We start from the raw sequence: 14,911 nt of genomic DNA, 5'->3' as shown, positions 1-14,911 counted from the left end.
GAGTTCGTACGCATCTCACGCCCACCCGTGGGGCCGCAGCAAGCGAGCGTATGCACACCTACCTTTCAGCAGGCGCAGCCTTCGTCGACCCGGACGGAACGGTGATCGCGGCCGATCCCGGATTCCTGGCGGGGCTCGGGCTGGACGGCGGCGACCCCACCGGCGCGCTGCGGGCGCGGGCGGAGGGCAGCCCGGCGCTGCGCGCGCTCCTCGCGGGCGAGGGGCCGTCGCGGGCGCGCCTGGAGGGGGCGGACGGCGCGCGCGCCGTGGAGCTGGAGCGCGTCCCGGCGAAGGCGGGGGTGCTGCTGCTGGTCCGGCCGGCGGACGGTCAGGAGTGGCTGGAGCACGCGGCGCGCTCGGAGGGGCTGACCCGGATCGCGGCCGGCGTGGCGCACGACATCAAGAACCCGCTCAACGCGATGGCGCTGCAGCTCGCGCTGCTCGCCGAGAAGCTCTCTGCCTCGCCGGAGGCGAGCGGGGCCGCGGCCTCGCACCTCGGCGCGCTGCGCGACCAGGTGGTCCGGGTGAACGAGGTGCTAAGGCGCCTGGTGGACGTCGCCGATCCGTCCGCGCCGCTCGGCTACACCGACGTGGGCGCGCTGCTCGCCGACGCGGCCAGCCTGCTCGGCCACGACGCCCGCCGGCGGCGCGTCGCGCTCACGGTGGACGCCCACGGCGGCGCGGTGCGCACCGTGGCCGACGCCGCGCGCGTGGGGCGGCTGCTGCTCGGGGCGCTCGCGCGCGCGGTGGCCACGACGCCGGAGGGCGGCCGCCTGGTCGTCCGGGCTGCCGCGGAGGGGGAGTGGGCGGTGGTGCGCCTGGAGCAGGCCCCGGGTGATCCCGCGCCCGAGGGCGGGTATTACAGCGAGGTGGCCGCCGCCGCGGCGGAGGCGCTGGGCGGCCGCCAGGAAGTCATCCGCGAGGGCGGCGAGCAGCGCACGGTGCTGCGCCTGCCGAGGAACGATCGCTCATGAGATACCGCGTCCTCATCGTGGACGACGAGACCGACAGCCGCGAGGCGCTGGCGGAGCTCACCCAGCGCTGGGGCTACGACGTCCAGACCGCCAGCGACGGCACCGAGGCGCTCCGCCGCGCCATCGAGGGCCACCCCGACGTCATCCTCACCGACCTGGTGATGCCGAACATGGACGGCCTGTGGCTCCTGCGCGCCCTGCGCGCCGAGCTGCCCGACTGCCCGGTGGTGCTGCTCACCGGTCGCGGCACCATCCAGACCGCGGTGCAGGCCATCCGCGAGGGCGCGTTCGACTTCATCGAGAAGCCGCTGGAGGTGCCGAGGCTGCGCCTCGTGCTGGAGCGGGCGCTCGAGAAGAAGGAGACGATGCGCGAGGTGCAGCTGCTCCGCAGGCGCATCGCCGCGCTCGCCCCGGGCACCGACATGATCGGCTCCGGGCCCGCCATGCAGCGGGTGTTCGAGCTGGTGAAGAAGGTGTCCCCCTCGAACGCCAGCGTGGTGATCGCGGGGGAGAGCGGCACCGGCAAGGAGGTGGTGGCGCGCGCCATCCACAACCTGTCGCCGCGCAAGGACAAGCCGTTCGTGGCGCTGAACTGCTCGGCCATCCCGGCCACGCTGATCGAGTCCGAGCTGTTCGGCTACGAGCGCGGCGCGTTCACCGGCGCCGACCAGCGGCGGCTCGGGAACTTCGAGCTGGCCCACAACGGGACGCTGTTCCTGGACGAGATCGGCGAGCTGCCGCTCGAGCTGCAGGCGAAGTTCCTGCGGGTGCTGGAGGAGCGGAAGATCCGGCGGCTGGGCGGGCGCTCCGAGGTCGAGGTGGACGTGCGGGTGATCTGCGCCACCAACCGCGACCTGAAGGAGGAGATCCGCCGCGGCCGCTTCCGCGAGGATCTCTACTTCCGGCTGCACGTCTTCAGCATCCTGCTCCCCACGCTGAAGGAGCGGCGCGAGGACGTCCCGCTGCTCGTCCACCACTTCATCGAGAAGTTCAACGCCGAGACCGGCAAGCACGTGCAGGGCGTCTCGCCCGCCGCCATGGCCGTCCTGCAGGGCTACGCCTGGCCCGGCAACATCCGCGAGCTCCGGAACACGGTCGAGCGGGCGATGATCCTGGTGGACGGCGAGGTGATCGGCGAGGAGCAGCTCCCGCCCGACATGCAGGCCAGCCGCCCGGAGGCGGCCACGCTGCGCGTGCCGCTCGGCCTGCACATCGACAAGGTCGAGAAGGAGTACATCCTCGCCTCGCTGCAGCGGAACGGCGGGAACAAGGCGCGCACCGCCGAGATCCTCGGGATCAGCGAGAAGACGCTCTACAACAAGCTGAACCGCTACGCGGCCGAGGCCCGGTCGCGCGGCGAGGCGTCGGAGGGCGATCCCGCCGCGGCGGTAGGCGCGAAGGCCTAGCCGGCGCTGGCCGAGGCGTGCGGCTCGGTGGCCGCGAGCGCCACCCGGCCGCGCCCGGCCCGCTTCGCCACGTACAGCGCCGCGTCGGCCGCGCGCACCAGGGCCTCCGCGCCCCCGTCGTCGCCGTCCTCGTCCGGCAGGCAGGCCACGCCGAAGGAGGCGCCCAGCGGGACCCGCTCCCCGGACACCTCCAGCACGGTCTCGTGCAGGCGCGTGCAGACGCGCTCGGCGAACACGTGCCCCTCCTCGCCGGTGGTGTGCGGGAGCAGGAGCACGAACTCGTCGCCGCCGTAGCGCGCGCCGAAGTCGGTCTCGCGCAGCTCCTCGCGGATCACCGCCGCCACCGCGGCGATGGCGCGGTCGCCGGCGGCGTGGCCCAGCGCGTCGTTGATGGGCTTCAGGTTGTCCATGTCCGCCATGACGCAGGTGAGCGGCGTCCGGTAGCGGCGGGCCCGCTTCACCTCCTCGTCCACCCGGGCGCGGAACGCGCGCAGGTTCGCGAGGCCGGTGAGCGCGTCGGTCTGGGCGAGCTCCCGGAGCGCGATCTGGGAGCGGACCAGGCGCAGCGTCCGCTCCACCCGCGCGCGCAGCTCGCGCTCGGAGAACGGCTTCTGGAGGTAATCCACCGCGCCGAGATCGAGGCTGCGCACCTTCACCGCGTCGTCGCCGCGCCCCGACACGAAGATCACCGGGATGTCGGCCGTGGCCGGGTCCTGGCGGAGCCGCTGCAGCACCTCGAAGCCGTCCAGCCGCGGCATGCCGATGTCGAGCAGCACCAGGTCCGGGTGCTCGGCGCGGGCGAGGTCCAGCGCCTCCTGGCCGTCGGAGGCGGACGCGACCTCGTACTCGGGCGCGAGCACCTGCGACAGCACCTCGCGGGCGTCGGGCTCGTCGTCGGCCACCAGCAGGAGCGGGCGCTCGCCGCGGCGCCGCGGGGTCGCGTGGCCCTCGGCGCCCTCGGGCGAGCGGGCGCGATCCAGCTCGTCGGCGAGCTCGAGCAGCCGGCGCACCTGCTCGGCGCGGGCGGGCCCGCCGTCGGGCTCGAGCAGGCGGGCCGCGGCCCGAAGCTCGTCCGCGGCGGTGGCCACGAGCGCGTCGCGGCGCGCCGCCGACTCGGCCAGGTGGCGCTGGGCGTCGGCGAGCTCGGCCACCGCGGCGGGCAGCGCGGCCCGGAGCGCGCGCGCGATCTCGGCGGGCGCGCCACCTCCCGCCGCCGCGAGCGCGTCCGCGAGGCGCGCCAGCGCGTCGGAGGCGGGGACGTCGGAGGGCGGGCCCTCGGGGTGTCCGTTCACGGAGCTCATCCGGCAACCGGGGATCCCCTTGAATCTAGGGGGGCCGCCGTCGCCCAGCAGTCGGCCTTCCGGGCAGCCTTCGGGCGCTCGCCCGGGCAGCAGCCCCGCCCGAGGCCATCCGGCGCCCGCCCGCCCGTCCCGCCGCGGCGCACCCCCGCCGGCCAGCGTACTGCGCCCGGCGCACGTCGGCCACGCGCGCCCCCCGCAGGGGCTGCGCAGGCGAGCGCATCGCACGGCGGCGCGGGCCCGCTGCGCCGGGAGGAGGACTATCCTCCGGGGACGGAGGCGCGGCGATGGCGGACGTGGTCGAGATCTACGGCAAGGACGCGTGCCCCTACACGGCGGCGGCGCGGCGGGAGTACGCCGCGCGCGGGCTCGAGGTGCGGTACTTCGACGTGCTGCGGGATCGCGCCGCGATGGCCCGCTTCCTCGAGCTCTCCGGCGGTGAGCGCCAGGTGCCGCTCATCGTGGAGCGGGGGCGGGTGAGCAGCGGCTTCGGCGGGAGCTGAGGCGTGTGAAGGCTCCCGGTCGGGAGCCCGGAGCGGCCGGAGCGCCGGCCGTCCTTCACCGTCCGTAGATGGCGCGGCGTCCGCCGCGGAAGCCCGGGCCGGCGAACTGCGGGGGCGGGGCCTCCAGGTGGAACTGGAACCACTGCTCCTCGTACAGCTTGCCGAGCTTCAGCTTCTTCCCGTTCTGCAGCGCCTGCAGCGAGGACTTCAGCTTCTCGTCCGACGCGTTCGCCGCCACCGCGCGCCCCAGCACCGCGATGGCCTGCGCGTGGTCCCCCTCCTTCTCGAGGATCCAGGCCCACGCCGACCAGAGGACGCCCTCCTTCTTGCTCACCTTGGTGGCGTCCTGGAACACCTTCTTCATGCCGTCGAGGTCGCGCTTGCGATAGAGCGCGACCGCCAGCATGCCGCGCGCGATCCAGTTGCGCGAGAAGCTCTTCCTGAGGTGGGGCAGCGCCGCGTCGAAGTCGCGCCGCAGGTAGTGGAGGATCCCGATGTTCGAGTGCAGCTGGGAGGCGACCAGGAACTGCCACGGCGCCAGCGCGAACCCGGCCTCCAGCGTCTGGATGGCCTTGTCGAACTTCTGCGCCTGCACCTCGCGCTGCATGGCGTCGAAGAGCGCCTCGAGCCGCTTCCACGTCCGGCGGGCGAGCACGAGGTAGGCGGCGGTCGCGACGACCATGCCGGGCAGGATGGCGGCCGCCCAGCCGAACTCCGTGCCGAAGCGGATCGCCGCGGCGACGGCGACGCCGAGCGCCAGGCTGATGACGAGGTTCCACATTGCGGAGATCCCTGGGGATTGGGTGCCGCTACCCGATACACGCGCGCGGCCCCCCGCCGCAAGCGAAAACGGGCCGGCGGCGGGGAGCGGCGCGACGGTTTGGCCCTCCCCGGACTCGAACCGGGACGGGGGGTCGCCCCGCTCGATTTTGAGTCGAGCGCGTCTACCATTCCGCCAGAGGGCCGCGAACTGGGGGCAAGCTATCAGAAAACTGGAATTGGCGCATGCCGTGGCGGCTATACTGGATGCACCCCCCAGATTGAGCTCGGCGCAAACCCGAGCAATCGATCGCCACAAGGAGACGCAACATGGCCCGCCGTCCAGCCCAGGATTCGATCGACAGCATCGTGCGCGAGGCGATGGACGGCGTGGTCCGCCGCGCCTCGGTCGCCATCGCGCGCGCGGTGGCGGATCTCGCGGCCGCGCAGCTCTCCGAGCAGCTCGAGGTCGGCGTGGCGAGGGCCGGCCGCCGGCGGCCGCGCGCCGCGATCGCCGCCCGCACCACGCGCCCGCGCGGCGACATCTCGCGGTGGGCCGCGGATCGCCGCGCGCGCCGGGTCCCCAACTTCGTCATCGAGCTGACCGGGTTGAAGACGAAGAAGCAGATCGTGCAGAAGTATGGCGATGGCGTGGTGTTCGAGAAGGGCAAGCCCGCGCCCAAGCCCCGGTAGCGGCCCGGCGGCTCCCCGGCGCGCGGTGCGCGGCGCGCTCGCCATCCTCGTGGCCGCGCTCGCGGCGGCCTGCGCGCCGCCGGCGCCGGAGCGCCCGTTCGTGCTGCGGCTCGCGGTGGTCGGGCGCTTCTCGCCGCTCGATCCGCTCGGGAGCGAGGGGCACGCCATGCTGGCCCATGACCTCGTGTACCAGGGCGCGCTCGCGCCCGGGGCGGACGGCACGCCGCGGCCCGGCGTGGCGCGGGTGGTGGAGCGGCGCGGTGCGCGGCGCTGCCGGTTGCGGGTCGAGCCGGCGGCGGCGTTCTCCGACGGCGCGCCGGTGACGCCGGAGGACCTGGCCCGCTCGGCGCGCGCCGCGGGGCTCGAGGCCGAGGTCGCGCCGGACGGCAGCGTCACGGTCTCGTCCGGGCGGCGGCCGGTGGAGGGCGCGCTGCTCTTCACCGCGGTGTTCCGCGCCGGCGCGCGGGGCGCGCTCGGCACCGGCCCGTACCGGATGGTGGAGCAGTCCGCGGATCGCATGGTCCTCGAGCGCGTGCGGCCGTCGCCGCGCCGCATCGCGCGGGTGGAGGTCCTCGGCTTCCCCAGCGAGCGCGACGCGCTCGCGCGCCTGCTGCGCGGCGACGTGAACGCGATGATCGGGCTGGACCGGCGCTCCATGGACCTGCTGCAGGACGTCCCGGGGCTGCGGCCGGTCCGCTCGCCAGGCCCGCACGCGTGGACGGTGATCCTGAACGAGCGGCGGCTGGGCGGCGCGCAGCGGCGGCGGCTGCAGGCGGCGCTGCCGGTCGCGGAGCTGGCCGCCGCGGTGTGCGGCGCGGACGCGGCCGCCGGCGCGCCGCCGGCCGCCGAGCGGCCGGCGCAGGAGATCCCGCCGGGCGCGCCGCTCCGGATCCTGGTCGTGGGCGAGGGCGTGGGCGAGCGCCGCGGCGCCCTGGCGCTGCGGCGGGCGCTCGGCCGCCGCGGGGGCGAGATCGTCCCGTTCGATCCGGGCGTCGGCGTGGAGGAGCAGATCGCCGGGGCGGACCTGGTGCTGACGCGCCAGGTGGTGTGGCCGCCCATCGCGGTGGCCCAGGTGTGGGCGGCGGGCGCGCCGTTCGCGGCCGCCGGGTACCGCGACGCGGAGCTCGAGGGCGCCATCGCGCGGGGCGACGCCGACGCCGCCGTCCGCCGCCTGCGCGAGGACGGCCCGGCCGTGAGCCTGTGCCGGACCACGCGCGCCGGCGCGGTGGACGCGCGGATCCGCGGGGCGGTCTTCGGCTGGGGCGCGCTCGACACGCTGCCGGACTGGGAGGTCGCGCCGTGACGCGCGCGAAGGTGGCGGCGCGCCTGAGCGTCATGCTGGCGCTCACCGGCGTCGCGCCGATCGTGGCGCTCGGGGCGGTCGGGATCGAGGCCATGCGCCGGCACACCGAGGCGTCCACCATCGCGACCATGCAGGAGCTGGCGCGCCAGGCCGCCGAGCGGATCGACGCGTACCTCGCGGCGCAGGAGGAGGCGCTGCGGGTCGGCGCCGCCGCGTCGGTCGCCGACGCGCACTCGGGCCAGCGGCTGGAGGAGCTGGTGCTGGAGGCGCCCGGCCTGGGCCGGGTGGTGCGCGTGGGGCCGGAGACGCCGCCGTCGGCGCTGCCCGAGCGGATCACGCCGGCGCTGGCCGCCCGCGCGCGGGCCGGGTCGCCGGTGCGCTCCGCCTTCTACCTGGCGCGCGATCTCACCCCGGCCCAGGACCTGTGCGTGCCGGCGCCGAGCCAGCCGGACGTGGCGGTCTGCGCCAGCCTGGATCTGCTGGAGCTGTGGCGCTTCGTGGGGCGCGTCCACGGCGGCGGCGCGGGGACCGTGCTCGCGTTCGACGAGTCGGGCCGGCTGGTCGCGTCCGGCGCAGGCGCGCTGCGCGCGGCCGTGCTCACCGGCGAGCGGGTGCCGGAGGCCGAGGTGGCGGTGCGGGTCGCCCGCGGCGAAGGCACCGCGCCGACGCACTGGGTGGGGCTGGACGGGGACGAGCTGCTGGGCGGCTGGGCGCGGCTGCCGCGCTCCGGCTGGGCGGTGGCGGTCGCGCGGCCCGCCGGCGAGGCGGCGCGGGCCGCCCGGACCGCGCAGTGGGCGCTCGCCGCCGTGGTCCTGGCGGCGCTCGCGCTCTCGCTCGCGGTGGGGCTCGCGCAGTCGAAGCGCGTGCTCGCCGAGCTCGAGCGCGAGGAGCGCTGGCGCACCGCCGGCCGCATCGCCGCGGGCGTGACGCACGACCTCGGGCACCGGGTCGCCATCCTGCAGCAGCTCGCCGGCCTCGCCGAGGAAGGGCGCAGCGAGGCGCTGCCGCGGCTGCGGGACGGGCTGCGCGCGGAGGTGGCGGCGCTGCGCGCGTTCGTGGCCGACTTCTCCGACCTCTCGCGCGACGTGCGCGCGGCGGAGCGCCTCCCGCTGGAGCTCGGCGCCTTCGCGGCCAGCCTGGTCCGCACCGCGGGGCCGCACGCCGGCCGCGACGGGCTGACGCTCGCGCTCGACGCGGGCGCGCAGGCCTGGATCCGCGCCGACCGGCACCTGCTGGAGCGCGCCGCGCTCAACCTCGTCTGGAACGCCTGCGAGGCGTCGCCGGCCGGGGCCGAGGTGCGGCTGCGCGCGGCGGTCGAAGGCGGGCGCGGGCTGCTGTCGGTGGCGGATCGCGGCGCCGGCATGCCCCCGGAGCGGCTCGCCTCGCTGTTCGACCTCGGCTCGACCAAGCGCGGGGCCGGCCACCTCGGACTCGGGCTCGCGAACGTGAAGCGGATCGTGGAGGGGCTCGGCGGGGCGGTGGAGGTGGCGAGCGCCGAGGGCGCCGGGACCACGTTCACGCTTTCCTTCCCGGCGATCGCGCCGCCACCGCCGCTCGACGAGGAAGGCTAGCCGGCCAGCCGGACGCCCATCACGGAACGTGAATCCCGGGCGGGCGCCGGCTCAGGACGTCGCGCCGCCCTTGCCTGCGCCGGGTGCCGCGGGTGCCGCGGGCGCCGCGGACGGCGCCGCCTTGGCCGGGGCCGCCGCCGGGGCCGCGCCGCCGTCGGCGCCGGGCGCCGCCTGGCCGGCGGGCGCCGGCTTCGATTTCGCCGACGCGTACAGATCGGAGTACCAGCCGCCGCCCTTGAGCTGGAACGTGGTGCGCGAGACCAGGCGGGCCAGCTTGCCGGCGCCGCACTCCGGGCAGGCGGCGGGCGCCGGGTCCGACATCTTCTGCATGACCTCGGTGATCCGGCCGCACGCCTCGCAGACGAACTCGTAGATGGGCACGCCGGGATCCTAGCGGCGCCGAGCGGCGGCGGTCAAAGCGTCAGCGGCTGTGCCGCCCGCCGCCGCCGGGGCGCGGGCCGCGCGGGGGCCGGGAGGTGCCGGCGCCGGGCTTGCGGGGTCCGGGCCGGGCGGGCCCACCGGGCCGGCCGGAGCCGCCGGGCCGGCCGGAGCCGGCAGGGCGGCCGAAACCGCCGGGCCGGCCGGAGCCGGCAGGGCGGCCGAAGCCGCCGGGCCGGCCGGAGCCGCTGGGCCCGCCGGGGCCGCCGGGCCGGCCGGGGCCGCCGGGGCCGCCGGAGCCACCGGGGCGGCCGGAGCCGCCGGGGCGGCCGGAGCCACCGGAGCGTTCGAAGCCACCGCGCCGCTCGAGACCGGAGCGGGCAGGGCGGGGGCTCGCGCCGGCCGCCGGCGAGCGCTCGACGCCGCCTGCGCCGGGGCGCGCGGGGCCGCGACCCGGGCCGGCGCCGTGGCGATCCGGGGTCCGCGGGCGCCAGGGCTGGGGACTCGCCGGGCGCCCGGCGCCGGTGCGAGGGGGGCGGTCGCCGGTCCGGGGCGGCCGCCCGCCACGCTCCGGCGGGCGGCCGGCGCCGGGCGTACGGCGGCGCGGGGGCCGCTCGCCGCCGGCCCCGCGCGGCGCGCGGTCGGCGCGCTCGGGTCGGGCGAAGCGGCGACCGGGCCACTCCGGGGCCGACGCGTCGCCGGCCGGTCCGAGCTCGAGACCGAGGCGCGCTCCCAGCGCGTCCACCCCGGCGCGATCCAGCGAGAGGCTGGCGCCGAGCGCTGGCCGGAGCGGTCCGCCCGAGGCGCGCAGCGCGCGCAGGTGCTCCGGAAGCCGGGCCCGCAGGTCGTCCTCGAACTCGGGCAGCAGCCCGAGGTCGGCCAGCCGCGGCTCGTCGGAGAGCAGCAGGCGCACGCGCTCGGTGAGCGTGGCCCGGGCGCGCAGCTCGGCGCGGCGCTCGTCGCGCACGCGCTCCGCCTCGCGCTCCGCGCCGGCGCGCGCCAGGGCGGTGCGCAGCCCGGCCGCGTCGAGGCCGAGGCGCTCGGCGGCGCGGGCGAGCACGCCGCCGGCGGCGCGGACCGCGTGGAGCAGCTCGTCCCGCTCGCGGCGGGCGAACGCGTTCGCCAGGCCGTGAAGGTCGAGCAGGGCGCCGAGGTCGGCGTCGGTCACCGGCGCGCCGTCGGCACGGCGCCATCCGGCGGCGAGGGCTCCGACGATGGCGTGGCGGCGCGCTCCGTGCCGGCGCACCAGGCGCTCCAGCTCGGTCCGGCCGGCCGGGAGCTGCAGCTCGTCGAGGAGCGGCAGGGCGGGGGCGGGGGCGGCCTCGGGCTCGGCGGCGCGATCGCGCGCGCGGCGCACCACCATCTTCGCCTTCTTCGCGGCGCCCTTGCGGCGCGCGGTCGCCGCGGGCGCGCGGCCGGGCTCCGCGCCGGCGGGCGCGCTGGCCGGCGGCTCCTCATCGCGCCGGTACATCCCGCCGCGGTCGCGTTCCGCCGCGACGTCGGCGGGGGTCCCGCGGGCCAGGTCCGCGAGGGCCTGCGGCCCCAGCGGCCGCGCGGGGGGTGGATCGGCGAGCAGCGCCTTCACCATGAGCAGCTCGTCCCAGCTCAGCGCGCCCAGCGCACGGCGGATCTCCGCCGGGCCCGCCTGCCGCCCGGCCTCCGCGCACCAGCGCGCCACCCGCTCCAGCAGCTCGTCGTCGAGGTCGGCCATCGCGACGCGGAACGTTGCCGACGGGGCCTCCGGAGTCAAGGATCACGTTGCCGGGGGCACGTCCGCGTGGTTCACTCCGGCGCATGTCACCTGCTGCGCCGAACGGCGCGCGCGTCCCGGCGTTCGTGCGCGCCCTCCGGTGGATCCTCTACGCGCTGCTGCTCGCCGCCGCCGCCCTCACGCTGGCGGGCCTCCCCGAGCTGCAGCGCGCGGTGGCGGCCGGGCACTGGCCGCGCGCCACCCTCGCCATCCCGCCCGCGCTGGTGGCGGTGTTCATCGCCGGCTACGCCACCTACCGCTTCGCGCTGGTCCGCGCCGGCCGGTACCCGGCCGGCAAGGCGCTGGTGCAGCTGGGACTGATGGTGCTGATGGTCGCGGTCATCGCCGGGATCGCGCTGGAGCGCGGGCAGGCGGCGCCGGACGCGCCGGTGGATCTGTCCCGCGCGCTCGCCTCGGCCGACCCGGATGCCCGCGCCATGGCGGCGGAGCTGGCGCGGCACCGCCCGCGCGAGGTCTCCGAGCGCCTGGTGCCGGGGCTGGTGGACCTGGCGGCGGATCCGGTGCCGGAGGTTCGGCGGCAGGCGCGCGCCAGCCTCGCGGCGCTGGCGGGTGAGGACGTCGGCGGGGACGGCCCGGACGCGCCGGCGCGCTGGCGGGCGTTCTGGCGCGCGCGGGGGCTGATCCGGCGCTAGGCGCGCGGTCCGGAGCAGGCACACGGTCTGGGGCTTGTGTCCGGCGCCGTGGTCTGATATTGAGAACCATTATCAACATGAACACCGAACGGGACGACAGGATGAAGGGCTCGAGCAGGCCGCGGGAGGGCAGCGGGTCGGCGCAGGTGTCCGGTCCCACGGCCACGCTCGCCGCGTACATCCAGGAGCGCGGCCTCAAGCAGTCGCGGCAGCGCGAGCGCATCGCCCAGTCGTTCTTCGCCATGGGTGGCCACGTCACCGTCGAGCAGCTGGTCGCGCGCGTGCGGCGGGACGACCCGCGGGTCAGCGTCGCCACCGTGTACCGCACCATGAAGCTGCTGGCCGAGTGCGGCCTGGCGGTGGCGCGGCAGTTCGGTGACGGGCAGACGCGCTACGAGGCGTCGGCCGGGCGCGACCACCACGATCACCTGATCTGCACCGCCTGCGGCGAGATCATCGAGTTCGCGAACGAGCGGATCGAGAGCCTGCAGGAGGTGGTGGCGCGCCGCCACGGGTTCGAGGTCGAGAGCCACCGCCTCGAGCTGTACGGCCGCTGCGCCCGGTGCCGCCCGCCGGGCCGCGCCCGCCCGGAGGCGCGCCCGTGACGCCTCCTCCCCCGGAGGCCGCCGCGCGCCATGAGGCCGACCTCGATCGCAAGCAGGTGGTCTCGGCCGCGCGGTCCGTGATCCTGGTCGGCAACCCGAACGTCGGCAAGAGCGTGCTGTTCGGCGCGCTCACCGGCAAGTACGTCACCGTCTCCAACTACCCCGGCACCACCGTCGAGGTGACCCGCGGCTCGGCCACCATCGAGGGCCGGCCCTGGCACGTGATGGACACGCCGGGGACGAACAACCTGCTCCCGATGTCCGAGGACGAGCAGGTGACGCGCGACATCCTGCTGGTGGAGCGCGACTACGTCTGCCTGCAGGTCTGCGACGCGAAGAACCTCCGGCGTGGCCTGCTCCTCTCGGCGCAGCTCGCCGAGGCGGAGATCCCGTTCGCGCTGGCGCTCAACATGGCCGACGAGGCCGAGGGGCGCGGCATCCGCATCGACGAGGCGGCCCTCTCGAAGGCGCTGCAGATCGACGTGGTGCGGACGGTGGCGGTGCAGCGCAAGGGCCTCGCCACCCTGCAGGCCCGGCTCGCCTCGGCCCGGCCGTCGCCGTGGCGCCCGACCTACGACGCCGCCATCGAGGCCGCCATCGCCCGGGTGCAGCCGTCCATGCCCCGCGGCGGCATCGGCCCGCGCGCGCTGGCGGTGATGGCGCTGGTGGGCGACGACTCGCTCCGCGCGCACGTCGCCGGCAAGCTCTCCGCGGTCGAGCTGGCACGGATCGACGAGACGCGCCGGGCGCTGGCGGCGCGCTACCCGGAGTCGCTGCGCTTCGTGATCGCCCGGCAGCGCCTGGCCGCGGTCGATCGGCTGCACGACGCGGTGCTCACGAAGGGCGACGCCTCGGCCGCGAGCGGCTTCGCGCGCCGGCTCGGCGCCTGGTCCACGCACCCGCTGTGGGGCCTGCCCATCCTCGCGGTGGTGCTCGCGGTCGCCTACCTGTTCGTGGGCGACTTCGGCGCCGGCACGGCGGTGGACTTCCTCGAGAACACCGTCTTCCACGAGTACCTGATCCCCTGGACCGACCACCTGGTGCGCTGGATCGTCCCGGCCGGCGCGGTGCAGACGTTCCTGGTCGGGCCGCCGGGCGTGCCGCCGCTGGAGCACGGCGGGTTCCTCATCGGCAAGTACGGCCTGGTGTCGATGGGGCTCTCGTACGGCGTCGCCATCGTCCTGCCCATCGTCACCACGTTCTTCATCGCGTTCAGCATCCTCGAGGACTCCGGCTACCTGCCGCGGCTCGCGGTGATGGTGAACAAGGTCTTCAAGCGGATGGGGCTGAACGGCAAGGCCGTGCTGCCCATGGTGCTCGGCCTCGGCTGCGACACCATGGCCACCATGACCGCCCGCATCATGGAGACCCGGAAGGAGCGGGTGATCGTCACGCTGCTGCTGGCGCTGGCGGTGCCGTGCTCCGCGCAGATGGCCGTGATCCTGGCGATGACCGCCGGGCTGTCCGCCGCCGCCACCGCCTGGTTCGTCGGGACGCTGCTGCTCGTCATCTTCCTGGTGGGCTGGCTCGCGGCCAAGGTGCTCCCGGGGCGCGGCTCGGACTTCATCCTGGAGCTGCCGCCGCTCCGGCTCCCGCAGGCGTCCAACATCGCGGTGAAGACCTCGGCGCGCATCGAGTGGTACCTGCGCGAGGCGCTGCCGCTGTTCGTGCTCGGGACGCTCATCCTGTGGGTGCTGGATCGGTTCCACGGGCTGGCGGTGCTGGAGCGGGCCGCGGCGCCGGTGGTGGTCGGCATGCTCGACCTGCCCCCCGAGGCCGCCACCGCGTTCATCCTCGGCTTCCTGCGGCGCGACTACGCCGCCGCCGGGCTGTTCCGCCACTTCCAGCCGTACATGCAGGCCGGCACCATGACCTGGAGCATGGAGATCCAGGTGGTGGTGGCGCTGGTGACGATCACGCTGTTCGTCCCGTGCATCGCGAACTTCTTCATGATCCTGAAGGAGCGGGGCTGGAAGACCGGCCTCGCCATCATGGGCTTCATCGTCCCGTTCGCGTTCGGCGTGGGTGCGGCGGTCAACCAGCTGATGCGCCTGGTGCACTGAGAGGAGCGCGCGTGCCGGCCGTGGTCTCGAGGAGCGAGCGGTGCCCGCTGTGCGGGACCGAGTTCGACGCGGAGGGGCAGGGCTGCCGCCCGAGCTGCCCGATGGCGAAGGGCTGCAAGGTGATCTGCTGCCCGTCCTGCGGCTACTCGTTCCCGCAGGAGTCCGGGGTCGCCGGCGGCCTGCGCAAGCTGTTCGATCGCCTGAAGGAGAAGAGGGGACACGCACCGTGAATCACCGCACCACGCACCGCAACGAGGAGATCCTGGAGGCGGTCTTCACCGAGCGCGAGGCGGGCCGCGACGCCGCCGCGGGCATCCTGGCGCAGGCCGCGCCGGATCACGCGCCCGGCGCCGACGCGTCCGACCTCGAGGCGCTCGCGGCCGAGGGGTTGCTGCGCCTCGACGGCACGCGGGTGGCGCTCACCGAGGCGGGCGAGCGGCAGGCGCAGGACGTGGTCCGCCGGCACCGCCTCACCGAGCGGCTGTTCCGGGACCTGCTCGACCTGGGCGAGGAGCCCATGGAGAAGCAGGCCTGCGAGTTCGAGCACATCCTCTCGCCCGAGGCCACCGACTCCGTCTGCACGCTGCTGGGCCACCCGCCCACCTGCCCGCACGGCAAGCCCATCCCGCCGGGCCCGTGCTGCGGCACGTTCCAGCGCACGGTGCGCCCGCTCGTCACCGGCCTCGCCGCCTTCGACCTCGGCGCCACCGGCCGGATCGTCTTCATCGCGCCCAAGTTCCACGACCGCATGGACCGGCTCGCCGCGCTGGGGGTGATCCCCGGCTCGACGCTCCGCCTGCACCAGCGCTCGCCCTCGTACGTCATCGAGGTCGGCGAGACCACCATCGCCCTCGATCCGGAGATCGCGGGCGAGATCTACGTGAAGCCGGTCGAGGCGCGGTAGCGCCCCGGCCATCGCAGTCCACCCGGAAGCCACACCGGAGGCGGGCTCCTG

15 protein-coding genes and 1 tRNA gene are annotated in these 14,911 nt (G+C 76.2%); 11 read left to right on the top strand and 5 right to left on the bottom strand.

What is annotated here, in order from left to right; all coding sequences use genetic code 11:
- The first annotated feature begins 101 nt into the window (after positions 1 to 101).
- Together ANAEK_RS11615 and ANAEK_RS11610 are read left to right on the top strand one after the other, a co-directional pair.
- Positions 102 to 974 carry a histidine kinase dimerization/phospho-acceptor domain-containing protein gene (locus tag ANAEK_RS11615; protein WP_232288190.1) on the top strand — a complete coding sequence of 291 codons (873 nt, stop codon included), beginning with the start codon at positions 102 to 104 and terminating at the stop codon, positions 972 to 974.
- The gene (locus ANAEK_RS11610; RefSeq protein ID WP_012526331.1) at positions 971 to 2,380 is read left to right on the top strand and encodes a sigma-54 dependent transcriptional regulator; all 1,410 of its coding nucleotides are present in this window, start codon (positions 971 to 973) and stop codon (positions 2,378 to 2,380) included. Before ANAEK_RS11615 ends, ANAEK_RS11610 begins: the two co-directional genes overlap by 4 nt.
- On the opposite strand, the gene ANAEK_RS11605 is transcribed toward ANAEK_RS11610, so the two are convergent.
- Entirely contained in the window at positions 2,377 to 3,681 is a 1,305-nt protein-coding gene (locus ANAEK_RS11605; protein WP_012526330.1) for a diguanylate cyclase, read from the bottom strand. The two genes, ANAEK_RS11610 and ANAEK_RS11605, sit on opposite strands and share 4 nt — an antisense overlap.
- A 284-nt stretch (positions 3,682 to 3,965) precedes the next feature.
- Here ANAEK_RS11605 and uxx1 point away from each other — a divergent pair, with 284 nt between their 5' ends.
- The gene (gene uxx1 / locus ANAEK_RS11600; protein WP_012526329.1) at positions 3,966 to 4,181 is read left to right on the top strand and encodes a UXX-star selenoprotein family 1; all 216 of its coding nucleotides are present in this window, start codon (positions 3,966 to 3,968) and stop codon (positions 4,179 to 4,181) included.
- 55 nt (positions 4,182 to 4,236) lie between these two features.
- On the opposite strand, the gene ANAEK_RS11595 is transcribed toward uxx1, so the two are convergent.
- A complete protein-coding gene (locus tag ANAEK_RS11595; protein ID WP_012526328.1) occupies positions 4,237 to 4,962 on the bottom strand; it encodes a M48 family metallopeptidase in 726 nt (241 codons plus the stop codon).
- 100 nt (positions 4,963 to 5,062) lie between these two features.
- A tRNA-Leu gene (locus tag ANAEK_RS11590) sits at positions 5,063 to 5,146 on the bottom strand.
- Positions 5,147 to 5,270: 124 nt separating this feature from the next.
- On the opposite strand from ANAEK_RS11590, the gene ANAEK_RS11585 reads away from it, so the two are divergent.
- The 3 genes from ANAEK_RS11585 to ANAEK_RS11575 are packed head-to-tail and all read left to right on the top strand — an operon-like array spanning position 5,271 to position 8,507.
- Positions 5,271 to 5,633: a hypothetical protein gene (locus ANAEK_RS11585; RefSeq protein ID WP_012526327.1), complete on the top strand. Its 363-nt coding sequence runs from the start codon at positions 5,271 to 5,273 to the stop codon at positions 5,631 to 5,633.
- Between the two features lie 25 nt (positions 5,634 to 5,658).
- The gene (locus ANAEK_RS11580; protein ID WP_012526326.1) at positions 5,659 to 6,936 is read left to right on the top strand and encodes an ABC transporter substrate-binding protein; all 1,278 of its coding nucleotides are present in this window, start codon (positions 5,659 to 5,661) and stop codon (positions 6,934 to 6,936) included.
- Entirely contained in the window at positions 6,933 to 8,507 is a 1,575-nt protein-coding gene (locus ANAEK_RS11575; RefSeq protein WP_012526325.1) for a sensor histidine kinase, read from the top strand. The genes ANAEK_RS11580 and ANAEK_RS11575 overlap by 4 nt, the downstream gene beginning before the upstream one ends.
- A gap of 51 nt (positions 8,508 to 8,558) precedes the next feature.
- On the opposite strand, the gene ANAEK_RS11570 is transcribed toward ANAEK_RS11575, so the two are convergent.
- Positions 8,559 to 8,888 (bottom strand): FmdB family zinc ribbon protein, encoded by a 330-nt coding sequence (locus tag ANAEK_RS11570; RefSeq protein WP_012526324.1) that lies wholly within the window; start codon positions 8,886 to 8,888, stop codon positions 8,559 to 8,561.
- Between the two features lie 40 nt (positions 8,889 to 8,928).
- Positions 8,929 to 10,596, bottom strand: a complete 1,668-nt coding sequence (locus tag ANAEK_RS11565) for a helix-turn-helix domain-containing protein (protein ID WP_012526323.1) — start codon at positions 10,594 to 10,596, stop codon at positions 8,929 to 8,931.
- Positions 10,597 to 10,679: 83 nt separating this feature from the next.
- Between ANAEK_RS11565 and ANAEK_RS11560 the strand changes: the two genes are divergently transcribed.
- From ANAEK_RS11560 to ANAEK_RS11540, 5 genes are all read left to right on the top strand, one after another.
- Positions 10,680 to 11,288 carry a hypothetical protein gene (locus tag ANAEK_RS11560; protein ID WP_012526322.1) on the top strand — a complete coding sequence of 203 codons (609 nt, stop codon included), beginning with the start codon at positions 10,680 to 10,682 and terminating at the stop codon, positions 11,286 to 11,288.
- 101 nt (positions 11,289 to 11,389) lie between these two features.
- Positions 11,390 to 11,893 (top strand): Fur family transcriptional regulator, encoded by a 504-nt coding sequence (locus tag ANAEK_RS11555; protein WP_012526321.1) that lies wholly within the window; start codon positions 11,390 to 11,392, stop codon positions 11,891 to 11,893.
- Positions 11,890 to 13,956 carry a ferrous iron transport protein B gene (gene feoB, locus ANAEK_RS11550; RefSeq protein WP_012526320.1) on the top strand — a complete coding sequence of 689 codons (2,067 nt, stop codon included), beginning with the start codon at positions 11,890 to 11,892 and terminating at the stop codon, positions 13,954 to 13,956. The genes ANAEK_RS11555 and feoB overlap by 4 nt, the downstream gene beginning before the upstream one ends.
- A gap of 11 nt (positions 13,957 to 13,967) precedes the next feature.
- On the top strand, positions 13,968 to 14,186 hold the full coding sequence (locus ANAEK_RS11545; protein ID WP_012526319.1) for a hypothetical protein: 219 nt from the start codon (positions 13,968 to 13,970) through the stop codon (positions 14,184 to 14,186).
- On the top strand, positions 14,183 to 14,860 hold the full coding sequence (locus ANAEK_RS11540; protein ID WP_012526318.1) for a metal-dependent transcriptional regulator: 678 nt from the start codon (positions 14,183 to 14,185) through the stop codon (positions 14,858 to 14,860). The genes ANAEK_RS11545 and ANAEK_RS11540 overlap by 4 nt, the downstream gene beginning before the upstream one ends.
- Positions 14,861 to 14,911 lie beyond the last annotated feature (51 nt).

Source organism: Anaeromyxobacter sp. K, assembly GCF_000020805.1.
Classification (GTDB): Bacteria; Myxococcota; Myxococcia; order Myxococcales; family Anaeromyxobacteraceae; genus Anaeromyxobacter; species Anaeromyxobacter dehalogenans.
The sequence above is the reverse complement of the archived record's forward strand: the minus strand, read 5'-3'. Positions and strand labels throughout refer to the sequence as shown.

Coding starts and splice junctions, on each gene's coding strand:
- ANAEK_RS11610 (WP_012526331.1), top strand. CDS start 971: ATGAGATACCGCGTCCTCATCGTGGACGACGAGACCGACAGCCGCGAG.
- ANAEK_RS11605 (WP_012526330.1), bottom strand. CDS start 3,681: ATGAGCTCCGTGAACGGACACCCCGAGGGCCCGCCCTCCGACGTCCCC.
- uxx1 (WP_012526329.1), top strand. CDS start 3,966: ATGGCGGACGTGGTCGAGATCTACGGCAAGGACGCGTGCCCCTACACG.
- ANAEK_RS11595 (WP_012526328.1), bottom strand. CDS start 4,962: ATGTGGAACCTCGTCATCAGCCTGGCGCTCGGCGTCGCCGTCGCCGCG.
- ANAEK_RS11585 (WP_012526327.1), top strand. CDS start 5,271: ATGGCCCGCCGTCCAGCCCAGGATTCGATCGACAGCATCGTGCGCGAG.
- ANAEK_RS11565 (WP_012526323.1), bottom strand. CDS start 10,596: ATGGCCGACCTCGACGACGAGCTGCTGGAGCGGGTGGCGCGCTGGTGC.
- ANAEK_RS11560 (WP_012526322.1), top strand. CDS start 10,680: ATGTCACCTGCTGCGCCGAACGGCGCGCGCGTCCCGGCGTTCGTGCGC.
- ANAEK_RS11555 (WP_012526321.1), top strand. CDS start 11,390: ATGAAGGGCTCGAGCAGGCCGCGGGAGGGCAGCGGGTCGGCGCAGGTG.